23 protein-coding genes and 1 pseudogene are annotated in these 24,830 nt (G+C 39.0%); 11 read left to right on the top strand and 13 right to left on the bottom strand.

Annotated elements, in window-relative coordinates; genetic code table 11:
- The first annotated feature begins 222 nt into the window (after nt 1-222).
- From xth to rpmF, 7 genes are all read left to right on the top strand, one after another.
- Nucleotides 223-1,026 carry an exodeoxyribonuclease III gene (xth, locus tag H6G57_RS02190; protein ID WP_190515658.1) on the top strand — a complete coding sequence of 268 codons (804 nt, stop codon included), beginning with the start codon at nt 223-225 and terminating at the stop codon, nt 1,024-1,026.
- 358 nt (nt 1,027-1,384) lie between these two features.
- Nucleotides 1,385-1,990 carry a hypothetical protein gene (locus H6G57_RS02185; protein ID WP_190515657.1) on the top strand — a complete coding sequence of 202 codons (606 nt, stop codon included), beginning with the start codon at nt 1,385-1,387 and terminating at the stop codon, nt 1,988-1,990.
- A gap of 29 nt (nt 1,991-2,019) precedes the next feature.
- Entirely contained in the window at nt 2,020-2,493 is a 474-nt protein-coding gene (locus H6G57_RS02180) for a hypothetical protein (protein ID WP_190515655.1), read from the top strand.
- A gap of 19 nt (nt 2,494-2,512) precedes the next feature.
- Complete coding sequence (locus H6G57_RS02175) at nt 2,513-3,037, top strand: hypothetical protein (RefSeq protein WP_190516329.1); 525 nt, start codon at nt 2,513-2,515, stop codon at nt 3,035-3,037.
- Nucleotides 3,038-3,120: 83 nt separating this feature from the next.
- Nucleotides 3,121-4,278: an imelysin family protein gene (locus tag H6G57_RS02170; protein WP_190515654.1), complete on the top strand. Its 1,158-nt coding sequence runs from the start codon at nt 3,121-3,123 to the stop codon at nt 4,276-4,278.
- Between the two features lie 103 nt (nt 4,279-4,381).
- Nucleotides 4,382-5,782 (top strand): di-heme oxidoredictase family protein, encoded by a 1,401-nt coding sequence (locus H6G57_RS02165; RefSeq protein ID WP_190515652.1) that lies wholly within the window; start codon nt 4,382-4,384, stop codon nt 5,780-5,782.
- An 82-nt stretch (nt 5,783-5,864) separates the two neighbouring features.
- Nucleotides 5,865-6,044 carry a 50S ribosomal protein L32 gene (rpmF, locus tag H6G57_RS02160; protein WP_190515651.1) on the top strand — a complete coding sequence of 60 codons (180 nt, stop codon included), beginning with the start codon at nt 5,865-5,867 and terminating at the stop codon, nt 6,042-6,044.
- 150 nt (nt 6,045-6,194) lie between these two features.
- Here rpmF and H6G57_RS02155 read toward each other — a convergent pair.
- The 9 genes and pseudogenes from H6G57_RS02155 to H6G57_RS02115 all read right to left on the bottom strand — a co-directional run bounded on the left by H6G57_RS02155 (nt 6,195) and on the right by H6G57_RS02115 (nt 15,052).
- Nucleotides 6,195-7,108: pseudogene (locus tag H6G57_RS02155) on the bottom strand (RNA-guided endonuclease InsQ/TnpB family protein).
- A 250-nt stretch (nt 7,109-7,358) separates the two neighbouring features.
- Nucleotides 7,359-7,790, bottom strand: coding sequence for a hypothetical protein (locus H6G57_RS02150; protein ID WP_190515649.1), 432 nt, complete (start codon nt 7,788-7,790; stop codon nt 7,359-7,361).
- Complete coding sequence (locus tag H6G57_RS02145) at nt 7,787-8,932, bottom strand: AAA family ATPase (RefSeq protein WP_190515647.1); 1,146 nt, start codon at nt 8,930-8,932, stop codon at nt 7,787-7,789. The genes H6G57_RS02150 and H6G57_RS02145 overlap by 4 nt, the downstream gene beginning before the upstream one ends.
- A gap of 123 nt (nt 8,933-9,055) precedes the next feature.
- A complete protein-coding gene (locus tag H6G57_RS02140) occupies nt 9,056-9,706 on the bottom strand; it encodes a GDYXXLXY domain-containing protein (RefSeq protein WP_190515646.1) in 651 nt (216 codons plus the stop codon).
- Between the two features lie 26 nt (nt 9,707-9,732).
- Nucleotides 9,733-11,136 carry a DUF2157 domain-containing protein gene (locus H6G57_RS02135; RefSeq protein ID WP_190515644.1) on the bottom strand — a complete coding sequence of 468 codons (1,404 nt, stop codon included), beginning with the start codon at nt 11,134-11,136 and terminating at the stop codon, nt 9,733-9,735.
- Between the two features lie 391 nt (nt 11,137-11,527).
- Nucleotides 11,528-12,373 (bottom strand): RimK family alpha-L-glutamate ligase, encoded by an 846-nt coding sequence (locus tag H6G57_RS02130; protein ID WP_190515643.1) that lies wholly within the window; start codon nt 12,371-12,373, stop codon nt 11,528-11,530.
- 220 nt (nt 12,374-12,593) lie between these two features.
- Nucleotides 12,594-13,238 (bottom strand): DivIVA domain-containing protein, encoded by a 645-nt coding sequence (locus tag H6G57_RS02125; RefSeq protein WP_190515641.1) that lies wholly within the window; start codon nt 13,236-13,238, stop codon nt 12,594-12,596.
- A complete protein-coding gene (gene coaD / locus H6G57_RS02120) occupies nt 13,208-13,699 on the bottom strand; it encodes a pantetheine-phosphate adenylyltransferase (RefSeq protein WP_309235613.1) in 492 nt (163 codons plus the stop codon). Before coaD ends, H6G57_RS02125 begins: the two co-directional genes overlap by 31 nt.
- Before the next feature lie 138 nt (nt 13,700-13,837).
- Entirely contained in the window at nt 13,838-15,052 is a 1,215-nt protein-coding gene (locus tag H6G57_RS02115; RefSeq protein WP_190515637.1) for a PilT/PilU family type 4a pilus ATPase, read from the bottom strand.
- Between the two features lie 170 nt (nt 15,053-15,222).
- On the opposite strand from H6G57_RS02115, the gene H6G57_RS02110 reads away from it, so the two are divergent.
- The 4 genes from H6G57_RS02110 (at nt 15,223) to H6G57_RS02095 (ending at nt 18,652) form a co-directional block, all read left to right on the top strand.
- Nucleotides 15,223-16,398 (top strand): DUF58 domain-containing protein, encoded by a 1,176-nt coding sequence (locus tag H6G57_RS02110; protein ID WP_190515636.1) that lies wholly within the window; start codon nt 15,223-15,225, stop codon nt 16,396-16,398.
- A gap of 140 nt (nt 16,399-16,538) precedes the next feature.
- Entirely contained in the window at nt 16,539-16,904 is a 366-nt protein-coding gene (locus tag H6G57_RS02105) for a ferredoxin-thioredoxin reductase catalytic domain-containing protein (RefSeq protein ID WP_190515634.1), read from the top strand.
- A 100-nt stretch (nt 16,905-17,004) separates the two neighbouring features.
- On the top strand, nt 17,005-17,409 hold the full coding sequence (locus H6G57_RS02100) for a DUF309 domain-containing protein (protein WP_190515632.1): 405 nt from the start codon (nt 17,005-17,007) through the stop codon (nt 17,407-17,409).
- A 169-nt stretch (nt 17,410-17,578) separates the two neighbouring features.
- On the top strand, nt 17,579-18,652 hold the full coding sequence (locus H6G57_RS02095) for a D-alanine--D-alanine ligase family protein (protein ID WP_190515630.1): 1,074 nt from the start codon (nt 17,579-17,581) through the stop codon (nt 18,650-18,652).
- Between the two features lie 156 nt (nt 18,653-18,808).
- On the opposite strand, the gene hpsU is transcribed toward H6G57_RS02095, so the two are convergent.
- The 4 genes from hpsU to H6G57_RS02075 form a co-directional block, all read right to left on the bottom strand.
- A complete protein-coding gene (hpsU, locus tag H6G57_RS02090; protein ID WP_190515629.1) occupies nt 18,809-19,369 on the bottom strand; it encodes a hormogonium polysaccharide biosynthesis acetyltransferase HpsU in 561 nt (186 codons plus the stop codon).
- Nucleotides 19,370-19,451: 82 nt separating this feature from the next.
- Entirely contained in the window at nt 19,452-20,393 is a 942-nt protein-coding gene (locus H6G57_RS02085; RefSeq protein ID WP_190515627.1) for a glycosyltransferase family 2 protein, read from the bottom strand.
- An 89-nt stretch (nt 20,394-20,482) separates the two neighbouring features.
- Entirely contained in the window at nt 20,483-21,424 is a 942-nt protein-coding gene (locus H6G57_RS02080) for a glycosyltransferase family 2 protein (RefSeq protein ID WP_190515625.1), read from the bottom strand.
- A 102-nt stretch (nt 21,425-21,526) separates the two neighbouring features.
- Nucleotides 21,527-24,700, bottom strand: coding sequence for a PAS domain S-box protein (locus tag H6G57_RS02075; protein WP_190515623.1), 3,174 nt, complete (start codon nt 24,698-24,700; stop codon nt 21,527-21,529).
- Nucleotides 24,701-24,830: the final 130 nt, after the last annotated feature.

Below are 24,830 nucleotides of genomic sequence, written 5' to 3'. Positions count from 1 at the left end.
ATAAAAAGTGAATCTTAATTAAGTTAAGTATTGATTAAATCTCTAATTTTTCACTGGGGTTTCAATGAATCAAGACACAATATAATCAATGTTGATCCACAAATTAAACCGAAAACCCTTAATTAAAACTGAGATTAGATCTCCCTAACCCCCTAAAGGTTGGATTCAGTGTAGAATAATCCATTAGAATTGTATAACAACGAATTTAATTAGGAGTCTGGGATGAAAATTGCAACGTGGAATGTTAATTCAATTAGAACTCGAAAAGATCATCTATTGCAATGGTTACAAACTCATCCTGTTGATATTCTTTGTTTGCAGGAAACTAAAGTGATTGATAAAGATTTTCCTCGTCTATTCTTTGAAGATATGGGTTATCACCTTTATATTTACGGTCAAAAAGCCTATAATGGGGTGGCAATTTTAAGCAAAACTCCCCTAGAATCGGTTCATTTTGGATTTTCTGGTATTTTAAATACTGAACAAGCTCAAAACTTTGATGAGCAAAAACGAGTTTTAACGGCAATTGTTAATGGTATTGCGATTGTTAATTTATATGTTCCCAATGGTTCTAGTATTGATAGCGATAAATATCAATATAAATTAAAATGGTTAAATTATCTCAAAGATTATTTAAAAATTCTGTTAACTCAAACGGAAAAGATTTGTATTTGTGGGGATTTTAATATTGCTTTAGAAGATATTGATATTCATAACCCCAAAAATCGAGAAACTCATATTATGGCGAGTGATGCTGAACGTCAAGCTTTACAATCAATATTAGAATTAGGCTTTCAAGACGCCTTCCGCAAGTTCACAACGGAAGGCGGACAGTTTAGCTGGTGGGACTATCGCCAAGCTTCCTTCCGACGCAATAGCGGATGGCGCATTGATACCCATTATTTAACCTTACCCCTGTATGAAGTCGCCAGCAATTCTATCATCGACAAAATCCCTAGAACCTGGGAACAGCCGAGTGATCACACCCCTGTTATCTTAACCCTAGACTCAATCACAGGAGCATAGGCTATTTAGACTCTTGCATTTTGACAAGAGTTGTCGTATCTTAATTGAGAAGCTTTATCAACTAATCTGGAAAAATCCAGATGAATTGAGAGCTTGCGAAAACATGATAAAAGGCACTAGACTGAAAAGTTGAGCAACTTAGCCTAGAGCCTAAACCCAAAAGCGATAACCATCACTTTTGAAACATCCTGATGTCTTGATTGAGCGATAACCCTGGAAAGCGATCGCTTAATTTTGATTGGATAGTTTCATTGTAGGTTTTTTTTCGATTTTCTGTCAACTCTGTTGTCAGGAAACTTTGTTTTCCGATTCAATTTCTCAACTAATTGAGAATAAATCTTAATTGATAGAACCTCCAATGCAAACCAATACCTCAAATTTCCCCCGTTCTCTGGATTTAGCAACACTGTGTATCTACGGACTTAGTATTTTATCCGCAGGTTTATTTCTATTTTTACCCTTCGTAAATTTACTGCATCCGAGTCCTTGGCAACGAAGTTTAGGAACAATACATGGCTTTGGTTCCCTATTAGCAACCGTCGTCATTGTTTACACCGGACATTTAGCATTTCCCCTGCTTAGAGGCGCGAGTAAAATTCTGCCTCAAATGCGAACTTTAGCCTTTTGGTCAAGTGTTATTTCCTTTTTAGCTATTGCTACTGGAAACTTAGCTTATATGCGATATCGCGCCGATATGCAATTTGGCGGGGCTCGCGCTTGGTTAAAAGAAAACTCTCCTTTAGGTCAATATGTTTTGATGGAATATCACGAATTTAGCGTGTTATTTACCCTGCCTCTCTGTGTCGCCTGTACTTGGATTTTATGGCAATATGGGGACTCTATTTTAGAGAAACAAAATCGACCGATTTTAACCGCAACCTGTATAGGATTAATGGGAATAATGTTTTTTGCGATGGGAGGAATGGTAAGCGGATTAGCCGTTGCCAAAATTCATTCTTTATAATTCCTAATTTTAACCTACAGGTGACATCAATGAGTCAATATTCAACGCCATCAAATTCTCTAAAAACCGAACCTTTTTATGGAAAAATTTGGCGAGAAATCAAACACTTTCCTCACGAATTATCCACAGGTGCAAAAACTCCTCCAACGGTTTCTGGCCCTGCTGCGGCTGCCTTAGTGAGTGCTGGAATTGGTGCATTTACAATGATGGTGACACACCATTTATCTGATACCTCTAAAGCCAGAGAAAAATTTATTTGGATGCTGGGAAGTTGGATACCGGGTAGCCGTAACCCTGACCCCATTTGGGGAAATATTGGCAGTTATACCGGAAAAGAAACGATGTTATTAGTCGGTTGGCTAATCAGTTGGTTGATTCTTTCTCAGCTTTGGAAAAACAAGAATATTTCATCTAAAACCATCTTTTTCTGGATGTTTTTCTTATTAGTAGCTGCAACAGCAATGTGTTGGCATCCTCTATTTCCTTATTTACCCTTAACTTAACGAGATAAAAATGGTAAACATGGCAGAATCTAAAACTATACCTCCTCAAAAATTACATAAGATTGTCTGGATTTTAGTCGGGGTTTTTACACTATTTGCAGGAACCTTTCCTCTGGCAATGTGGCGGGTCAGCCAAATGGATAATTTTCGAGGATATCACGTTAAATCCGTTCCTAACCCCCATTCTCAAAAACAGGTGATACCGGAAGTTAAAGCTGTAGTTAATATAGCTGAAAATTCTGTTATAACCGACTCTAATCAGTTAGAAGAATTACAGCAAACTCTTTACCAAAGTCTTGATACGGCGTGGCAAACTTGGCCGACCTTTACCACCCATTTAATGTATCAAGTGAGTGTGAATATTCAGGGAGAAATTTCCCATTATATTCCCTTAAATCAATCTGCTAAGGATTATCTTCAAGAAATCCCTTTATCTCAACTCAAGACAGCGTTGAAATCTACATCTCCATTAGGTGAATTTATCGTAATTTTCACGCCAAATGGTTCCCTAGAACTCAGTCCTTTATCAACGAAAACCCCCTAATGATCAAGGGTGATTCGGGAGGATTAAAACAGCTTAAACCTGTCCTCCCGTCATTGTTTATTCAATAAAAACTCTCAAAAACTATGAACAAGACTCTACCCATTCAATCGATGACTTCCTCAATCTTAAAGTATTTTAGAACAGGTGCGATCGCTAGTTTACTCTTATTGAGTAGTAGTTGCAATAATATAGCCTCAACTAATAGTAATTTATCCTCACAAGCCGTATCACCAGACACGACAACTCTAGTGGTGAGTAATTTTGCGGATCAAGTTGTGATTCCGACCTATCAACAGTTAGTAGAAGACGCCGAGGAACTGTCGAAAGCCGTTAATCAGTTTGTGGAAAACCCCACCGAAGAAACCCTCAAAGCCGCACAAAACGCTTGGATAGTGGCTCGTTCACCTTGGGAACAAAGCGAAGCCTTTGCCTTTGGCCCTGCGGAATCTTTAGGCTATGATGGGGATTTAGATGATTGGCCTGTGAATGAAACGGATGTTGTTGCTGTTATTAATAGTCAGGATGAAATTACCTTAGAGTCGGTGAAAAAACTGCAAACAACGCAAAAAGGATTTCATACAATTGAATATCTATTATTTGGTTTAGATTCTCAAAAAACGGCTGATGATTTTTCAAAACGAGAGTTAAAATTATTACAAAATTTAACTTTAGCGTTTAATGAATCTGCCAATAATTTAACCAAAAGTTGGGCTGAAGGAGTCAATGGTAATCCTGCATATCGGGAAGTTTTAGCAACCGCAGGAACCAATAATAATCCCGCCTATCCCACCCCACAAGCCGCAGTTGAGGAAATTATACAGGGGATGTTAGGCTGTTTGGATGAAGTGGCGAATGAGAAAATCGGGAAACCCTTAGAAACGAAAGATAATTTAACCTTTGAAAGTCGGTTTAGCCAAAGTTCTCTAACTGATTTTAAGAATAATCTTAAAAGTGTTGAGAATGCTTATTTAGGGCAAATTTCAGCAACCGGAACCCAAAGTAATAGTATTAGTGGTTTAGTGGCTCAAAAAAATCCTGAATTAGATCAAAAAATTAAACAAGAATTAAAAGCAGCTTTAGAAGCAATTAATGCGGTTCCCGCTCCTATTGAAAGCACGATTAAAAGCCCTGATGCAACGGCTAAATTAACATCAGCTAAATCAGCGATTTTAACCTTGTTTTCTACAATAGAAACACAACTTCTTCCCCTGCTCAAAACAACCTATAGTAATCCTAAATAATTTATGAAAAAGTTCTGTAGGGGTAATGTCCTTCCAAATCCAGGCGCAAAGAGGGTTTGGAAGGACATTACCCCTACGATAAAATATTACAACCTATAATACAATGCAAACTCTATCCTTAAAATATCCTCCTAGAAAACCGATTAAATTTTTAATCATTTTCGCCATTACAATTTTAGGAGGAATTACCCTATCTCATCTTTGGCATTTTCAAAATTTGTTTCAACCCGAAATCCCTTTAGCAGGAGGAGAAACAACGGTATTTAACCGCAGTTCTAGTAGTTTTGAGCAACCCTTAGCTAATTTAGGTGAAGCTGGAAAGAAAAAACATACAGAATCTAATACTGCTTTTGAGGCGAATTTTGTCACCAAACCTGCACAAATTCATCCTGGGTTAGGGCCTTTTTTTAATAATGCCTCCTGTGCAGGATGTCATCTGAAAAATGGTCGAGGTTTACCCGAACCTGGACAATTATTAGTCAGAGTCAGCGCACCTAAAATTAATCCAATTCAACCCGGTAATTATCATTTAGAAGGGTCGATTAAACTTGATAATATGCCTCCTGTTTTGGGACTGGGAACCCAAATTCAAGATTTCGCCATTTATGGACAAAAGCCTGAAGCTACAGTTAATATAGAATGGCAAGAAAAAACGGGTGAATATGGCGATGGTACATCTTATGAATTGCGATCGCCTCAACCCAAAATTACCCTTCCTAATGGTCAACCCATTGCAACAGATATTCAAAAATCATTAAGAATTCCACCCCCTGTTTTTGGTTTGGGTTTATTAGAAGCAGTTCCTGAACAAACGATTTTAAATTTGGCTGATCCTCAAGATAAAAATCACGATGGAATTTCAGGAAAAGTCAATCGAGTTTGGGATGTTCAAAAACAATCACAAGCATTAGGACGGTTTGGTTTAAAAGCTGGAAATCCAACCTTAATTCAACAAAATGCGGGAGCTTATGTGAATGATATGGGAATTACAAACCCCTTATTTACTGAAGGTGAAAAACAAACGGATATTGATCAAAAAACTTTAGACTTAACAACATTCTATGTCCAGACTTTAGCCGTGCCCGCCCGAACATTATTAGATGATCTCCAAGTCAAACGCGGCGAAACTTTATTTACTCAAGCGAATTGTGTTTCCTGCCATTTACCCACCTTAAAAACTGGGAATCATGCGGTTAAAGAATTAGCTAATCAAACCATTCATCCCTATACGGATTTATTATTACATGATTTAGGCCCAGGATTAGCTGATAACCGCCCGGAATTTCAAGCGTCAGGAACAGAATGGCGCACCCCGGCTTTATGGGGAATTGGGTTAACTCAAACCATTTCTCCCTATTCCGGCTATTTGCATGATGGTCGGGCGCGAACCCTCGAAGAAGCGATATTATGGCATGGGGGAGAAGCTGAAACCGCTAAAGAAGCATTCAGAACCCTGAACCAGAAAGACCGAGAGGCGTTAGTCCGCTTTTTGCAGTCGTTGTAAATTTTTTGGGAAAAAATCTTCAGTCAAGGGTACAGATAGGGTAATATAATAGTTTGTGCAAAATCTTCATTAAACTAGGCTCATGGCTGTACCCAAGAAGAAAATGTCCAGGTCAAGACGCGATATGCGGAAGGCGACTTGGAAGCGGAAAGCAAGACTACAAGCTGAAAAAGCGTTATCCCTCGGTAAGTCTGTTCTCACAGGTCGTTCTACAGGATTCTACTATCCCATTGACGACGCAGAAGAAGGCGACGAAGAATAAACGATTACCTGTGCGAAATTATCAAAGAATCGGGGCGAGGAAGTCTCTCTGTTCAGGTGAGAAAACCTCGTCCTTTTGGTTTTTGGATAGAATTTTATTGACATCCTCCCAACACCAACGATCAAGCTAATGGTGTGGGATTCCCAAGACTCACGACTTGGGTTTCTGCTTCCGTCCCTTTCGGGTTTTCGCACCCGCCTCAACAGATTTACTCTGTTCCGGTCTTACAGTCGCTCCACAGACTGACACGGCCAGCCCGGCCGCCAAAATATTATTTGCTGCATTAATGTCACGGTCATGATGTCTCCCACAATTAGGACAATCCCATTCCCTGATCTTTAATGGCAATTTATCTAAAATATGTCCGCAGTTTCCACAACGTTTGGAACTGGGAAACCATCGGTCTATTTTAATTAATTTTCGCCCGTACCATTCAGCCTTATAGGTTAACTGACGGACAAATTCTGCCCAATTTGCATCACTAAGTAAATAGGCTAGAAATTCCTAAATCTATTCCTACATTTTTTTCGGTGGGTTCTAATTTGTTATTAGTTAAATCATCAATTCTTAAAGAGACAAACCATCGACCACTAGGGTCTAACTTAACTGTTACTGTTGAGGGTTGACATTCTTTTGGAAGTTGACGACTCCACCGTATCGGTAAAGGTTGTTTATTCTTAGCTAGATAAATTTCACCGTTTTTATAGGTGAATGCAGATGACGTAAATTCTGCACTACCCCCATGACGTTTCTTTTTAAAGTTGGGATATTTAGCCCGACCTGCAAAGAAGTTGGTAAAAGCGGTTTGCAGATGTCTTAATCCTTGCTGAAGTGGAACTGAACTCACATGATTTAGAAAGTTCAGTTCTTCTTCTTTTTTCCATTCAGTTAACAGGGAAGATGTTTGAGAATAGCCTACTCGTTCTTTCCGTTCGTACCAAGCTTGGGTTCTGGCTGAATCATGCTTTATTATAGATTAGTCGAACACACCCCAATGTTCTCCTCAACAGGTCTTCTTGTTCAGGAGTTGGATAGAATCGGTAGCGATAGGCTTTTTCTGTCATGTCTTACATTCTAACACGGAATCTGTAATTTGTTTTTTGATGTCCCGCCATTGATCCCGACACCAACGTTCCTTATGGTGCGGGTCTTCTGGCTCCCATTTTCGATAAAATTATTTGGATCTGGGTTTACTATTTTAGGAACCTTGGTCTATAATTGGGGAACACCTAAAACCCGACACCCTGGGGTGAGGCTTGTCCTCACCCCACCCCCAAGTTTTAAACAGCATTACGATTATCAATAAGTTGTAAATTACAGGGTTAGTTGTCTAACTACCGTAATTCCTTTTTGAGCTAACTTACGGGCTTGAGAACTATTCGGTAATATATGATTGCCATTAGAAGCAATCCAATGAAAAGACTTTGGTTCTTGATTCAATTCAGGGGCATCATTGATGAGAAAATCTTTTAACCATTGAAGCTTATTGAGAAAACAGTTTACTTCATCTGTTTTAGCACTATGTACTTCGATAAAATAAGTTTTACCATTATATCCAACTGCATAGTCCCAACGTGAAGCATTAGGATATATTGATTTAACTGCTGTATCAATATCAACACTTCCTTCACATTTCTTAGGATCATTAGGATCGACTTTGGTACTATTTAAACCTAGAGCTTTTAATCCTTTTTTAAAATCATTCTTTAATAAAGGTGTATTATCGATCGCTTGCTTAAAACTCATTCCTTCTCCTGAATCGCTTGGGAAACAACATCCGATGCTTGACTACTAAAGCTAGTTAATCCCCCCCAGTTGGCGATCGCAGGGTCAGGATCAAATGGATCTAAAGATGAAATATTACGGACATAAACACCGTCTTCTGTTTGGTCAAAATAGTAGGTCGAAAAAGTCTTATGATTGAGAATAGTCTCAAATAATTTTGTAGTTGGGACAGACTGCTTCAGAGCAAAAAGTTTATAAAGATATTTTATATCAGGATTCTGTTCGCGTAAGAAACGAATAGCCCAAACCGCTTCTAAAAGGACAGGAGAATGAGTTGAAATAAGTAAGCGATATCCTCGATATAAAAGTTCCAAGCACATCAAAATTACTGATAAAATTGCTTGAGGATGCAACCCCATTTCAGGTTCTTCAATGACGACCCAATCTATATCAGACTTTTTAGATGCTTTTGATATCGGCATTAGCCAATAAAGACCTAGAAGTAAAGGCATAAATTCTCGTTGTCCAGCAGACCAAGACATGAAGGATAAGCGATTTCCATTCATATTAATGTGGATGCTTTTACTCATTCCAGTGGTGTTAAGTTCTACCTGAGCACCGTGAAAAATACTCTGATCGAGTGCATCACGAAGTTCTTGTTTAAGACGACCTTTCTGAGGAAAGATTGGGCTACCTTTATTACCCAAACCTTGTTGCATGAGTAGCAATAAATGCTCGCTAAAATTGCGAACGACATAGGGAGCTCCATTGAAGCTCCGAAACAATCGAGGCCATCCATTTTCAAGAGTTAGCACACGCTGGGCTGGCATAAAGAAAAGCTGCTCTTTTTTGCGACTATTTTCATTCAATAATTGGTCTAAATCTATACTTTTGTCATTGCTATATATTTCTGTGTTTTTACTCCAGAGATTTCGCATTCCATCTCCGAAATAAAACTCGATTAAGTTATTGATATCTCCTCCCCAGTCATAGCCATTTTTTTTGATCGTATGTACAATATCTCCACTATCAAGTAAGAGTTTTATTAATTGCAATAAAATACTTTTACCAGTAGCTTGAGAGCCAATAAATAGAGTTAAATCGCCAAATTCTATATCTGCTGTTTTAATTTGTCCTAGATTAGTAAGGCTAAGTTTTTTCATTTTTTTATCTATTGATTGTAAAGGACAAATGAGATTGATTTTAAATAAATATTAAAACCCAGTTTTTTAATTGTAACATATTTTTGGAAATTCTATCACAACTAGAAACTGGGTTTTGGTAAATTAAAATTTGTAATTGCGATCGCGCACCCACAAACTAACAGGAATTGCTTTTCCTTGAGCATTAACTTTAACTTCCACAACAAAAGATTGTTGATCCTTCATTTGTGCTTCTGTAATGGTACTATTAATTTGTTCTCGTTGATTTTCTGGCATATAATACCGTTCTAAACCATATTCAATACTCCATCCCGTTGATTTTCCTTGTAAAACAATCTGATTATTAGATAAATTCTGAGGATATTCTGCACTGACTTTTACAGGTTTCCAGGCTGAAGGATGTTGAGATTTTGTTGAATCTTTGGGTTGTTCTAAGGTGACATAAATTAAGGTTCCAGTGGGTAAATATTCTTCACCTTTAACGATTTCTTTCCAACCGGGAAGCACTTGAAGAGTATTAAGATTAGAAATATCATAACTCAGGGTTTGATAATATCCTCGAAAGAAATCATAGGGGTCAACGGGTGCAGTTTGCAGGATGACTGTTTTTCCTGTCACCTGAGTATAAAAGGCTTGAGAAGGAACCGCTAAAATTAGAATTAACTGAAATAATAACGGTGTCCAAAATTTCCAAGCCGGAATTTGTTTTTTAACAACAGGAGACTGATTTAAAGTAACAGAAGATTGAGTCTCATTCAAGTTAGCATCATTCATGGGTTTTACTCCTAAAAATAGATCAGTTAACGATTTTGTGTTTTAGCAACGGCTAATAAATGGCGTTCAAACCATAAGCCTGCTACAATCACTCCGACACCACATAAGGTAAACACAAAGGCTTTGAGAATGAGTTCCGTATTGTATTCAAAGGTGCGACTCATAATTTGAGAAACTAATAAAATCATTCCCCCCCAAAAGGCAAAGCGTTGAGTTTGGGCGAGTCCAATTCTAATTAATCCCGTTGCTAATAAAAACATCTGAACGTTAAACAAAAATGTTGCAAGTTCAGAAATAGGATGAATTTGTAAATGCCAAAAACAGATTAATCCAGTTAATCCTAAAAATCCTACAATTACACTGGTAACGGAATCAAACCGCCATTTATTGGGATGAATAGCAGTCGGTTTAACCAGTTGGAACCATTCTAAAAATAGAATGCCTAAAAAGAAGACGAAATCAATTAAAACAAAGTTGCTAATCGGAATTAAATCGTTAGAATCTGTTAAAGGAAAGTTATTCCAAAACCCGTTAAACGAGAGACTAAAAAATAAAACGGCTAACAGAATAATGGATAGGGTTCGCGCTAAAGGTTGAAAGCGTCTACTATCAACATTCGGCCACAAAGTATCATCATAACCCCACAGTAAAGCGGGAGTAAAGATGAATAACAAAGCGAATAGTAACCCTTGGGGTAAATCGGAATTAAACAAGGGAATAATACTAATCTGTAAAGCCGGAATTAGAATCAGTAATGTCATCACGAATAGGACACGGGACTGACACCAATAAGCCAGGGAAATAAACAAAAATCCGGCAATTAACGGGGTATGTTCTAACACTAAATGTAAGATAGAAAATTCTTGCTGTGAGAATAAATCAGAAGTTCCTGTCCAATATCCTATTCCATACAATAGTAGTCCTAAAAATCCTAAAGAAGTGATTTGCAGACTATAGGACATGACTAATACCCCAATTCCCCACACCAGAAAGAGTTCATAAGCAGAACCACTTTGATGAAAAATTTGTCCCATTAAGGCAATATTTGCCCCTAAAATTAATCCGCCAAAAAGTAATAATCCTTCTCCTAAACGTCGTTTTCTTCCCACTTGAAAAGAATCTGATGGCTGTTTCCATAAATAGAAACCAGCCGCATTGACTCCAATAAATAAACTCAGAAGCAGAATGACTTTAACGGCTTTTGACCAGTCTTGCCAATTCGCAGCCACAAAAGTAATTACACCTAAACCTAATAGAATGCTGCCTAAACCGATTAAAATCATCACAAACCGACTACTGGCGGCGGTTTCAAGATGATCAAATTGATAGCGTGTTGCTAACTGTTGATATAGAGAATCATCAATGAGTTGTTCTTCCTGCCAAAGTTTGGCTTCTTGGCGAAGTTGACGTCGGAATTTTTCATTAATCATTTTAATTGAAATTAAACAAGGTTAAAAGAATCAGAGGTTTATTCTATCCTAGGATAGAATTATATTTTAGTTCTAACCTAGAGATTTTAGAAACCGCAACTCTTGTTCTAATTGAAAATTGAGGTTAATTGTTAAACTTTGTGACAGATCCTTAACTTGCACAGAACAAAGCAAAAGGAAAAAACTAATATGAAATCCCATTATGAACGCTACAGATGATCCCCCCTGTAGAGACTAGCCATGCTTAGTCTCTACAGGGGGATTTGTAGCAAACATTTAGGGATTTCATATAAAATTTGCGATCGCAATCAACAGATTAATATTTACAACTTCTTTGTGTCTTTTTATCTTTTTGATTCAATTAAAGGTTTGACAGAAAAATTTTTTATTACTATTCCCTGTTCCCTCTTTTAGAAGCTAAAAATTTCAGCATTTTTTCAAAGACTTGGACAGCGAGTTCTGATCCGTTATCTCTAGTAAAAATATCATAATTGGGATGGGAGTTAGCCTCAATAAACCAATATTGGTTCTGTTCATCTACCGCAATATCTAACCCCGTATAATCTAAACTTAATTCTTTAAAAATAGGTTGACAAAAGGTTTCAATCTCTGATATAATTTTATCATCATTAATATATTTAGCTTGCGCTCCTTCCCAATGTAAAGGGCTTAAATTCCCGATAAATCTTGCCTGACTAATATCTTTTTCATACAGTAATATTAATTTTTGATTTAAAAAAACGGCTCGATATTCCCGGTGAATTAAAATATATTCTTGAGCGACAGCAACATAATCATAATTTTTATCATGAATATTAAAAATTCTGGTTAATCCTGTTTCAATTTCTTCAAGATCTTGACATAAAAAAACATTCTGTCCACTGGAACCAGAATTGCGTTTAACAATCACTGGAAATTTAAAAATTCTCTCGATTTCACGAGCAATATCAGGACTGGTTTTAAACTGTAAATACTCTTGATATTTTTGATCACAAAATGGGGAAAGAAAGCCTATTGTTTTCGGGATATTAATTTTCCCCTTTAAAATCGAGTAAGTGTATTCCTTATCCTTGAGAATTTTAAAAACAGATTGGTCAACAAAAGGTGTACTATAATTACAGAAATAGTAATTTTTATCGAGCTTAATTTTGACTAAATTTTCATGACTATGGAGAATTTCATAATCAATATTGAGGTTTTGACAAGCTTGAAGTAATAGCCGAATATTATTTAACATATAGCAGAGAACAGGGAACAGTAAGAATTAAAAGGGTTTCAGGGTTTAAAAATGTCTTAACCGTAATGCGTAGCACTATATAAATAACTGAATGCAATTTTGAAATCTTAAAAAATCGATACAGGGAAATCGGAGATGTCTAAAAAGACGATATAAATAACGCCTAGGCTATCTCCTGATTTCTAGTATCAGAACGAGTAGAAACCCCCTATAAATCGAGTTATCGTGTAGGGTGATTTCCCTGGATTTGTTGGCGACCATTCCGAATCACTCGCATCATTTCATTTAACTGTTGCTCGATACTTCCTAAAACGTGATCTGCATAGTCATCTGCACCATTTTGAATTTCTTCACATTCAGCCAGAGTTCGCGATCGCATTTCTTCTAATTCCTGTTGAAGACGATAGCGAATTTGTTCAATTTCAGACAAAGTTTGTTGTTGAAGCGTCTCACATTCGTGTTGAACTTGTTGACGCAATTGATCCGCTTCAGCTTTTGCCTGTTGAATTAAACCCATCTCATTCAATATTCGAGCCGCTCTTTGTTCAGCCGCATCGATAATTTCCTGAGCATATTCTTCCGCTTCTTGAAGAATTTCATCCTTATGACGGACGATAATATCTGACTCTTGAAAAGCACTCGGTAAATTCAATCGAATTAAATCTAATTGATCGAGTAATTGTTCTTCATCGACTAAAGTGCGTCGAGTTAATGGAATTCTGGGACTATCGAGAATCATTTCCTCCAGTCGGTTAAGTTCCCGTTGGATATCAATTCCAGGGGAATTACTCACCGGAGTTTCAGGTTCTACACGGAGTCCATTTTGTTCAGGTTCTAGTCTTGGAGTTGATTCCTGGCGTAACATTTATAGATTTCTTGAGCAACGTGATTAGGAACAAGATGATCAACAGAACCCCCAAATCGGGCAATCTCTTTGACAACACTACTTGACAAGAAACTATATTCTTTTGAGGTTGCCAAAAACACCGTCTCAATTTCTGTTGACAGGGTTTTATTGATGAGAGCCATTTGCAGTTCTAATTCAAAATCTGAAAGAACTCGCAGACCTCGGAGTAAAACTTGAGCGTTCCGTAGTTTTGCATAGTCTACCGTTAGACCATCAAAACTGGCTACTTCTAAATTGTTCAAATGTTGGGTACTGTAACGAATTTGTTTAATCCGTTCCTCTACGGTAAATAAAGGCTTTTTATTCGGATTTCCCAAAACCGCCACAATCACCTGATCAAACAGTTTACAACCTCGCTCGATGACATCTAAATGTCCTAACGTAACCGGATCAAAACTACCCGGATAAAGGGCTATCACGATCAAGGTAAGATGAAAGTTACTGCCAAATTATAGAACGAAGGGGGAACTCCGGGAGCAGGGGGGAAATTGTTAACTTTTGACACCTGATACCTGAGTTAACAGGCAAGATGCCTGTTCCACAGACCTGACACCCTCTTACGCACTAAACGGCGATTTACCTTCTCTGAATTGGCGGGCCATACCCGATGAGTCGATCCCGGCGGTACGGAAGCGACGGTCTAAATCGGTAGCATCGGGAGAAGCTTTTTCCGCTTCTTCCATGGTCACCCGTGTGGCAAGCACCTGTTCAAATAGGGCTTGGTTAATCAGTTGCATTCCTTCGTAAGTATCCGATTCCATTAACTGTAAGGCGCTTTCCTCGTCTCCTTTGAGCAGATAATCCCGCATGGCTGGAGTATTAACCAGAACATCGTGAACCGCCGTGCGTTTATTATCAACGGTAGGAACTAATAATTGAGCAATCACCGCCACTAAAGAATCACAAATTTGAATTCGGACGGCGGGTTGTTCATCAACGTTAAACAGGTTTAATAGACGATTAATCGAGTTTAAAGCATTGCGGGTATGCAGAGTTCCTAATACTAAGTGACCCGTTTGTGAAGCTTGTAACGCCGTATTAACCGTTGTGCGATCGCGCATTTCCCCAATTAGAATTACATCAGGATCTTCGCGCAAAACTGCCCGTAAGGCGTTATGGAATTCTAAGGTATGTAAGCCAACTTCCCGTTGACTAATTAAACACATCTTCGAGGGGTGAACAAATTCAATCGGGTCTTCAATGGTAACAATATGCTTTTTCGCACTTTCGTTTAGGTGACGAATCATCGCCGCTAACGTGGTAGATTTCCCTGAACCCGTTGGCCCTGTAACTAAAATTAAACCTTGGGGAGAACCAATAATATTTTTGAGAACAGGCGGCAATCCTAACTCATCAATAGAGGGAATCTGCAAATGAATCAGACGCAGAACCATTGCCCCCCCAGTCAGGGAATCAAAACAATTGACCCGACATCGCACTAACCCTGGATAAAATATTGCTGTGTCTAATTCTTTTGTTTCTGCAAACTGTTTGCGTTGATGGGGAGTGAGAATTTCATCTAAATACTGTTCAAATAGTTCCGGCGTGACTTTAACATGATCCTTTGCCCTTGCCATTTGTCCTTGAACTCTAAATCGAGGGGTATGTCCGACTCGAATATGAATATCTGAGGCTTTTTTGCTATAAGCATCTTTCACCATCAGTTTAATTGAGGAAGCCGAGGCTATAGAAACCGAGGAAGACTCCACTGAAACAGCACTAGGGGGTGGAGGCATTTTGGGCAGAGGTTTGGGGGAGGCGGAGTTCGTCATAAGCTTAGGGTTGTTTAGCTGACTTCAACGCAATTTTAAGATTAATTGAATTATAGGCAATATATTTCTTACCTGTAGTCTTTGTAAACATTTTTTGACCTTTTCCTTCCGTCAGATCAAGATAGACAAAAACCTGCTACGATCTTTCCCATCCCCAATGCTTTGAATTCATGAAAAACCATCGATTTCACCTACAACACTGGTTAGAATCCCATTGGGTCGCCCCAGCCTATGCAGGGGGATTACTCCTGGCATTATCCATCTTTTTCTTTGGTGCAGCTACAAATACCATGGCAGGATGGCTTTATGTTATTAGTGGTATTAGTTTTGCTTTATTAGCCATTGCTGCAATTTTACCCCAACGTTCTCTTATTTCCCTACAAGTTCAACGAGAAATCATTAATCCCGTTAGTGTGGGAGAGGATTTAACCCTAGAATTAACGATTAAAAATGCCAGCAATCAAGCTAAAACTCTGATTCAAGTTCAGGATTTATTACCTCCAAGTTTAGGAAAATCGGCAACCGTAATCGAGCTTTTACCTGCCCATCAATCTGATCAATGGGTAACTTATATTCCTACCCAAAAACGGGGGATTTATCATTGGGTTGGAGTTCAATTAAGAACCGCAACACCATTAGGATTATTTTGGTGTAGTCGAGAACGAAAAGTTCCTGCAAGTGCCATTGTTTATCCGTTAGTTTTACCCTTAACAACTTGTCCGTTAATCGATGAAATCGGAAAAGAGTATAACCCCAATATTTATGAACATCGTCAGTTTCAAATGGCAACCGAAGGTGTAACCCGCACCTTAAGACCCTATCGTTATGGTGATCCCACCCGTTTAATTCATTGGCGTTCTAGTGCGCGATATGGCGAATTACGAGTTCGAGAATTAGAAACCTCTCATGGCGGTCAGGAAATTATTATTGCATTAGATAGTTCTTTTTTCTGGCAACCCGATGATTTTGAACAAGCTGTAATTGCTGCCGCATCCTTATATTTTTATACTTGTCGCAGTCAATTCAATGTTCAGTTATGGACAGCAAAAACCGGATTAGTTTACGGAAATCGAGTCGTTCTTCATACCTTAGCAGATGTGAATCCTGGAGAAGAGGTATTCGGAAAAGAACCTCCTAATTTCCCGATTATTTGGTTAACTCAAAATCCTGAATCCTTGAAAACGTTACCGTTAGGAAGTCGATGGTTACTTTGGCCTTCTGATTCTCGATTAACCAGTCAAACTAATGATAAAATACAAAAATTACCTGATTTGGGTTTAGAAATTCGTCCCCATATTTCCCTACAATCTCAACTTCAATCTTCCTTAAAATTATCCAATCTTTAGGTAATAATTCTCAATTTTAATTCAATGTCCATTTTCTGAACAGGCAAGATGCCTGTTCCACAGAGACTCCTAGTTTGCCTGATTGACATCTATTGCGGTAAAATTAAAAATAATATTGTTATAAAATTACACGCTGATCCATGACCCCAGAAACAAACGATAAATTATCGAGCCAAAAAAGCTTAATCGCAATGAAGCAGTTTTCGGAACAGTATGCTAGACGCACGGGAACTTATTTTTGTGCTGAACCCTCCGTTACTGCTGTTGTAATTGAAGGGTTAGCAAAACATAAAGATGAGTTAGGCGCGCCTCTTTGTCCTTGTCGTCATTATGAAGATAAAGAAGCTGAGGTCAAAAGCACATTTTGGAATTGTCCCTGTGTTCCTATGCGAGAACGTAAAGAATGTCATTGTATGCTATTCCTAACTGATGATAATGATTTTGCAGGAGATCAGCAAACAATTTCCCTAGAAGAAATTGAAAAAGTTCGCGCTACGATGGTATAATTATTGACTTTTGGTGTCGGGTTTGGTGTGAAAAATTAGGGTAATTAATCGTTAATTCATCATTTTTATTATTCTGATTCGAGGTTAAAAATTAAATTCCATGACAGAAGAAATTCCCCTGGCGTTTTGGCAAGGTGTTGAAGAATTTAACCAACAAGAATTTTATACTTGTCATGACACTTTAGAAGCTTTATGGATGGAAGCCTCAGAACCCGAAAAGAAATTTTATCAAGGCGTTTTACAAATTGCCGTCGGACTCTATCATTTAAGCCAAAAAAATTGGAAAGGGGCTGTTATTTTAATGGGGGAAGGACTGGGACGCTTAAACTATTATTATCCTGATTATAGCGGGATTAACGTCGAACAATTCATGGATGAAACCAGCCAACTTTTAAAAGCATTACAAAACGCTGGTGCTGAAAACGTAGAGACGTTTCTTCCCTTAATGCAACCTCAAGGAACTGTTCAAGGTTTAAAATTACCCAAAATTCAAAAAGTTATATGAAATAGGCACTCTTGCAATTAGGAAAAAATGATCTATTTTTCATTTCCATTCCTTGTCTTTACCTTCCTTCATTCCTGTTCCCTGTTCCCTGCTTTGCACTGAGCTTGTCGAAGTGTTCCCTGTTCCCTGCTATAGTATTCGAGAAATTTGAAACTGTGTTTTGAGTAATATGACTAAATTACGGGTAGGATTACTATTTGGTGGGTGTTCCGGCGAACATGAAGTATCGATTAGTTCCGCTAGAGCGATCGCAAAAGCCTTAACAATTGATGAGAATGCAAATCGATACGAACTGCTACCCGTATATATTCAAAAAGATGGGGTTTGGAAAGATAGGGAAATCGCTCAACAGGTTTTAGAGTCGGGAAAACCTCTATTGATCAGCGATGAAGCTCAACCTTGTGATCGCATTCCCCGGACGATTAATTTATCAGAAATTGATGTTTGGTTTCCAATTCTACATGGCCCTAATGGAGAAGATGGAACCATTCAAGGATTATTAACCTTGATGCAAGTTCCCTTTGTGGGTTCTGGGGTTTTAGGTTCAGCAATGGGAATGGATAAAATTGCGATGAAAATGGCATTTTCTCAAGCGGGTTTACCCCAAGTTAAATATCAGTTGGTGATGCGATCGCAAATTTATTCTAACCCTTGTATTTTTCCGAAATTATGCGATCAATTAGAAGCTGAATTAGGCTATCCTTGCTTTGTGAAACCCGCTAATTTAGGGTCATCGGTAGGAATTTCTAAAGTTAGAAATCGTCAAGAATTAGAAACCGCTTTAGATAATGCAGCTAGTTATGATCGGCGGATTATTGTAGAAGCGGGAGTGGTTGCGAGAGAATTAGAATGCGCGGTATTAGGAACTGATTATCCCAAGGCTTCTGTTGTGGGAGAAATTACGTTTAATAGCGATTTTTATGATTATGAAACTAAATACACCGAAGGCAAAGCAGATTTATTTATTCCCGCAAAAGTTAGCGATGAAATCACCCAGAAAATTCAAGAGATGGCGATTCAAGCTTTTTTAGCGGTTGATGCTTCTGGATTAGGACGGGTTGACTTTTTCTATGTTGAAGAAACGGGAGAAATTCTGATTAATGAAATTAATACCCTTCCGGGTTTTACCGCCACCAGTATGTATCCCCAACTTTGGGCTGCTACAAGTGTTCCCTTTCCTGAATTAGTCCATCAATTAATCCAATTTGCCTTAGAACGTGATTCAGAAACGAAACGGAACTGAATTCCTCAAAGATGGCTTGCATAAATAGCAATTTGCATTTATAATGCTATCATTCCCTTTTCCCATCCTTTATTCCCTTGTTCCAATACGTTGTATTGGAATCCCCCGTCGGAGGCTCTGCCTCCGACCCCCCTATAAAATTGATGCAGAAAGGGATTAACTCATGGGTCTGGAATAACAGGGACGGCAAGGCGAACCCATACAAACTTGGCCCGAAGGCATATTTTTAAAGACACTACTGCGCGCCCCAATCACTGCATTAGATCCAATTTCAACCCCAGGGCCGACAAAGCAATCTGTAGCAACCCAAGCTCCATTTTCAATGATAATCGGAGCCGTTTTTAATTGAAAGTCCGGTGTTTTAATATCATGGCTTCCGGTACATAAATAAGTTTTTTGAGAGATGACGCAATGTTCGCCGATGGTAATTTGATCTAAACTATAAAAGACAACATCATCTCCAATCCAACTATAATCTCCAATGGTGACTTTCCAAGGATAGGTAAATCGGGCTGTTGGACGAATAATCACCCCTTGACCAATTTTAGCGCCAAATAATCGTAAAATTTGACAGCGAATCCCATTTAAGGGATGTAACGTTAAGGGAAAGGTCACGGCTTGAATCAGCCACCAAAATAACACAAACCAACCGGGTTTTCCGCGATCAAAATCCGACTGGTCATATTTCCTTAAGTCTACAAACGTTATTTTTTCCATGCTGAAAATCCCCAAAAGTTAGTTCTGTCATCTGTTTAAATCATTGAGTTTGGGCGGGAGAACCCCACCCCTACGGATAAAATTAATGGGTCGTAACAGAAGGTTCAACTGGGGATTGAGTGGGTTTAGGAGTAACATTTAATTGTCCGCCAAACTTACGCAATTCAAATAATTTAACACCGATTTGATATTCGTATTGGCTTAAAAGGCGACCATAGATGTAGCCTGCTTTTCCATCTAAGAATCCTAATTGAATAAAATAGAATAAAATAAACCGCAACAGAGGTTTAAAGGGTAATCTCACCCAAATTTTCTTTAAAAAACGTTTGCGTTTAACTGAATCACCAAAGAGACTGGCTCCAATGGTTTTACTGTCATCAGCACCCGTTAAGAGATTATAATAAACTCGTGCTTCCCAATTAGAGTAACGGTTATGGCGTTCAATCCAGTGGAATAAATCTCGGAAATCTTCATGCAGCATATCCTCTTTAAGATATCCCACTTTCCCCGAAGACATGACAACGTGCTCGTGAACTTCATTATCTCCAGTATTGGGAACATCCTCCGTTTGTAGGTTTTCATAACGTCCCAATTTATGTTGAAATAAACGTAAATTCCAGTCAGGATATTTCCCACCGTGACGAATCCAAGTGCCTAAAAAGAACACCCGACGATTAATATAATATCCCGTATATTCTGGGTTTTTAATCACTTCAGCAATTTCATCCCAAGATTCAGGCGTAATCCGTTCATCACAATCAACAATTAACACCCATTCATTTCTAAAGGGTAAATTTTCTAATGACCAATTTTTCTTTTTCGGCCATCCCCCTTTAAAATAAAATTGAACAACTTTGGCTCCATAATTTTCGGCAATTTCCACACTGCGATCGCTACTTTGGGAATCAACAACAAAAATTTCATCGGCTCTAGCAACACTCGTTAAACAAGCAGGTAAATTTGCTTGTTCATTTCGAGCCGGAATTAAGACAGAAACAGGAAGTTTGGATAAGTTAGAAGTCATGGTTAAACTTAACAATAAATCAAAGGATTTCTACGAGGATAGATTCATCAAATCAGATTTGAAAATTCTGATCACTCCCATTCAAGTAATTAGGGCTGATTTTCTCGTTGAGACGGGGAACGAACTAAACCGGAAATAGCAGCACCGAGATAGCCAATTTGACCGTAAGCATACACGAAATTATCAAATCGTAAGGCAGGATTGCCAAAATATTTAATAGTTTTGTACAATCCTCGCAGAATGCGTTCTCCGCCGCGTCCCAGTTGGATCATGCCATCTCGTCCCGCTAATTGTTCGCGATAACATTCGCTAATGCCTTGCCACCATCCCCGTTCCATAAACCAAGATCGGTTCACCCGTTCCGGTGCAACATGATGGGCGACTAAGGCTTCAGGAATATAGGCAACTTGCCAACCGTCTTGGAGTGCGAGTTCAGTCATCTGTAATTCTTCATTGGATAACAATCGTTTTCCCACCCGACCTAAATTAATATCAAAACCGCCAATTTTTTCTAAGAAACTGCGACGGATGGAATAATTTAATCCTCTCGGTGTTAAACCTGGATTTTTAATGTCCACCCACTGCTCCCCTAAATTATACGCACCCAAATTTCCAGCTAAATTATCCGATAACCAGGGTGGGGAAGTAATTCCTTCCGGCCAAATCAAAGTAACCTTGCCCCCAGCAATGGCGAGTTTCGGATGATTTTCATAAGCTGAATATAACATCCTTAACCATTGAGGTGTGGCGATCGCATCGTCATCTAAATAAGCAAGAATCGGACTTTGAGCAATTTTTGCCCCCGTATTCCGGGCTACGGATAAACCTGTAATCGGTTCATAAATATATCGCAATTTGGCATGGGGAAGACGAGCTTCCACCACTTGACGGGTTCCATCCGTGGAAGCATTATCTACTACAATCACTTCAAACTCAGGGAAATCCTGTTGTAGTAAACTATCAATCGCTAACCCTAAATATTGTTCTCGATTGTAGGTACAAATAATTGCAGAAATAAGCGGTTGTGACATAGGAATTACGAATTACGAATTACGAATTACGAATTGGGAATTACTGATAACTGGTACAGACGCGCCATGGCACGTCTCTACTGATAACTGATTAAGACTCAACTAAGTTAACAATTGGGAGATGGCTTTGACTAAGTGTTCAGGATCAACGGGTTTAGAAAGATGCTGCTGAAATCCTGCCGCTAACGCCCGACGTTGATTAAATTCTCCCGTGTATGCAGTTAATGCGATCGCCGGAATTTGTCCCCCAACTTCTAAAGGACGTTGGCGAATCTTGTGCATTAACATATAACCATCCATACCGGGCATTCCAATATCACAAATCAGCATCAGAGATTGAAAATCCTCCCAAACTTGTAGAGCTTCCCTGGCAGAAGATGTTGTTAAGAGTTTAGCTCCTAGAGGTTCTAAGATGACCTGAATCAAGTCTCGCATATCCTCATCATCATCTACCACTAAAATTCGCATTCCCTCTAAATTAACCGTTGCTTGTGTTTCCTCAACCCTAGCACAGCATTCACAACAATTTTCCATCAGGGGTAAACGCACCGTAAAAGTCGTCCCTAATCCTTCCCCTGGACTCTCAACACTGACTGTACCCCCATGCAGTTCACACAAATGACGGACAATGGCTAATCCTAAACCCAAACCGCCAAATTGACGGGTGGTGCTGCTATCTTCCTGACGAAAACAATCAAAAACTAAGGGTAAAAAATGATGATTAATTCCCCGTCCATTATCCTCAACTTGGATTTCAACTTGATGTTCAATTTGCTGTAAACGCACTTGTATCCGTCCGCCGTCGGGTGTAAATTTCACCGCATTGGAGAGCAGATTCCAGATGACTTGTTGTAATCGTCCTCCGTCTCCCCAAACCAAACCAATATGGGGAGAAAATACCGTTTCCAAGGTAATATTTTTCGCTTCTGCGGCTAATCGTACCGTATCTAAGGCAGCTTCTACTGTTTCGCTAAGGGAAACCGTACCCACATTCAGCACCATTTTCCCCCGCAAAATTCGAGACACATCTAATAAATCTTCAATCAGTTGCGCTTGTAATTTGGCATTGCGTTCAATGGTGTCTAATGCTCGGTCGGTGGTGTTAGCATCAAAGGTTCGAGATCGCAGTAACTTTGCCCAGCCTAAAATCGGATTCAAGGGCGATCGCAATTCATGGGATAAAACCGCCAGAAATTCATCTTTAATCCGATTCGCATCTTGAGCTTGTTGATACAGTTGAATATTATCTAAAGCTAAAGCCGCCCGATACGCTAATTCTTCAGCAAAAGTCAAATCAGCATCGGTATAATGACGATGGGATTGGGCCGTTAAACAAAACGTTACCGCCCCTAATTTGCGATCGCGAGCAATTAACGGAACAGATATCCAAGAGGTAGGGGCGACGATATGCAGAAATTCGACTTGTTCAGGAACCGTCGTCATGGTTTCGATCCAATCAGGATCAATCTGGGACAATAATATAGAGTGACCCTGAGCTAAAACTTGAGCAATGGGATGATGATCATGGAGAGTCAGAACCCAGTTTTGACGTTGACTCAAGTGTTGATTTTTGCTGGAATCACGATGATAAACCGCTAACCGTCGTAAACTACCATTGCTTCCGGCGACATCAAAGAAACAACAATCGCCTAGAGTCGGAACCAATAATTGGGCTAAATTCATTAAGGTTGTCCGCGAATTCAAGGAACTGACCAAGACTGAACTCGCTTCTGCTAACACTTGTTCCAACTGTTCCGCCCGTTTGCGGGCTGTCAAATCCATCACGGTCATTCCTACACCCAAAACCTCACCATTGGGTAAACCTACGGGATAATAACTCACTAAACTATATTGAAAGGTTTTAACATGAGGAATTTCCAGATTTAAGGGTTGATTTAATAACGGTTGTTGTGTCTCAATCACCTGGCGTAAAATCGGTGTAATTTGAGCCGCCCATTCGGGTAAAACCGTCGCTAAAGGTTGTCCAATTAATTCATTCAAGGGTAAGCCCTGAATCATGGCTAAGGCTTCATTCGCGTGCACATAACGTAAATCATGATCCAGAAAGGCAAGACCAACGGGAGAACTCGATAATAATGCTTGTAATAAAGTTTCGCTGCGATGTAGAGCTAATTCAATTTGTTTGCGGTCTGTAATATTAACGGCGGCACAGGTAACACCCACCACTTGTTCGAGTTCATTAAATAAGGGTTCTACGGTTAAATCAAAACAGAAGTCTTGACCTTGTGGACTCACCCAAACTTCTTCACGGGTTCCAATTCCTGTGTTTAAAACCCGACCTTTAATCCAAGTCAATTTTTCAGCATCATGAAGATCAAATAGATCGGTTTCTAATAAACCAATAATGTCTTCATCAGGGGGATATTTTTGTTTAGGACAATTGTAGATCCAGGTATAACGCAAATCTTGATCTTGACTAAAAACAGTAATCGGAGAATTTTTTAGCGCCACTCGTAGGCGTTCTTCTGTAAGATGCCATTTCGCCTCAGAAAGCCGTTGTTGGGTTAAATCCAAAACAAAAAAAATCCCCCTATCTAACTCTATGGAAAAGGCTGTACCACTAATTAAAACCGGAATGCGTCGTCCAGATGCGTGTACATATTCCTTCTCTAACGGTTGACAACAGCCGGATATTTCAATTTCGGCTAAAGCTTTTTCATCTAACCCTTGATATTCTAGGGGGGTTAAAGTTCGCCAGTTAAGTTCACCCGCTTCTAATTGTCCTCGACTATAACCTAAAAGATTTAACAAGGCATCATTAGCTTCTATAATTTCACCTGATTTTGTCCACACTCCAATACCAACCGCATTACATTCAAATATCCGCCGAAAACGAGCTTCACTATATCGTAAAATCTCCTCGGTTTGTTTGCGTTGGGTAATCTCTTGAAAATAAACCGCTAATCCTTCTGTACAGGGATAAGCTTTGAGTTCTAACCAAATTTGTTGAGTCTTATAGAAGGCTTCCCAAGTCAGGGTTTGTTGTTGGGTAATAGCTTGTTGTAACGGAGTGGCGAGAAATGATAGGGTTTCCCAAAGAATTTGATCTTTTAAAGTTGAAGGGGACAGTTGTAGAATTCGAGTAGCCGCCGGATTCAGGTAGAGACAATAGCCTTGTTGATCTAAGATAACAAACCCGTCCGTAATTTGATCGAGAATATTCACCCCATTCCAATTCATCGTCACATCCTTGCTGGTCTCAGGGGGAGGGGTAATATCGGGGTAAGCTTCCGAGAGGATAAAAGATGGTGTCATTCTAAGTTATGTGCAGAACAGTATGTCTTGGGAGAGCAGCAGGTTTGAATAGAGGGAATTAAAGCCATAAAAAGTTATTCCATTTATGTTGAACACAGACTTAATTTGAGGGTTTACTCAATGAACATCC

This window comes from Planktothrix sp. FACHB-1365, assembly GCF_014697575.1.
Classification (GTDB): Bacteria; Cyanobacteriota; Cyanobacteriia; order Cyanobacteriales; family Microcoleaceae; genus Planktothrix.
Note: the sequence above shows the minus strand (reverse complement) of the source record. Positions and strands in the feature narration are given on the sequence as shown.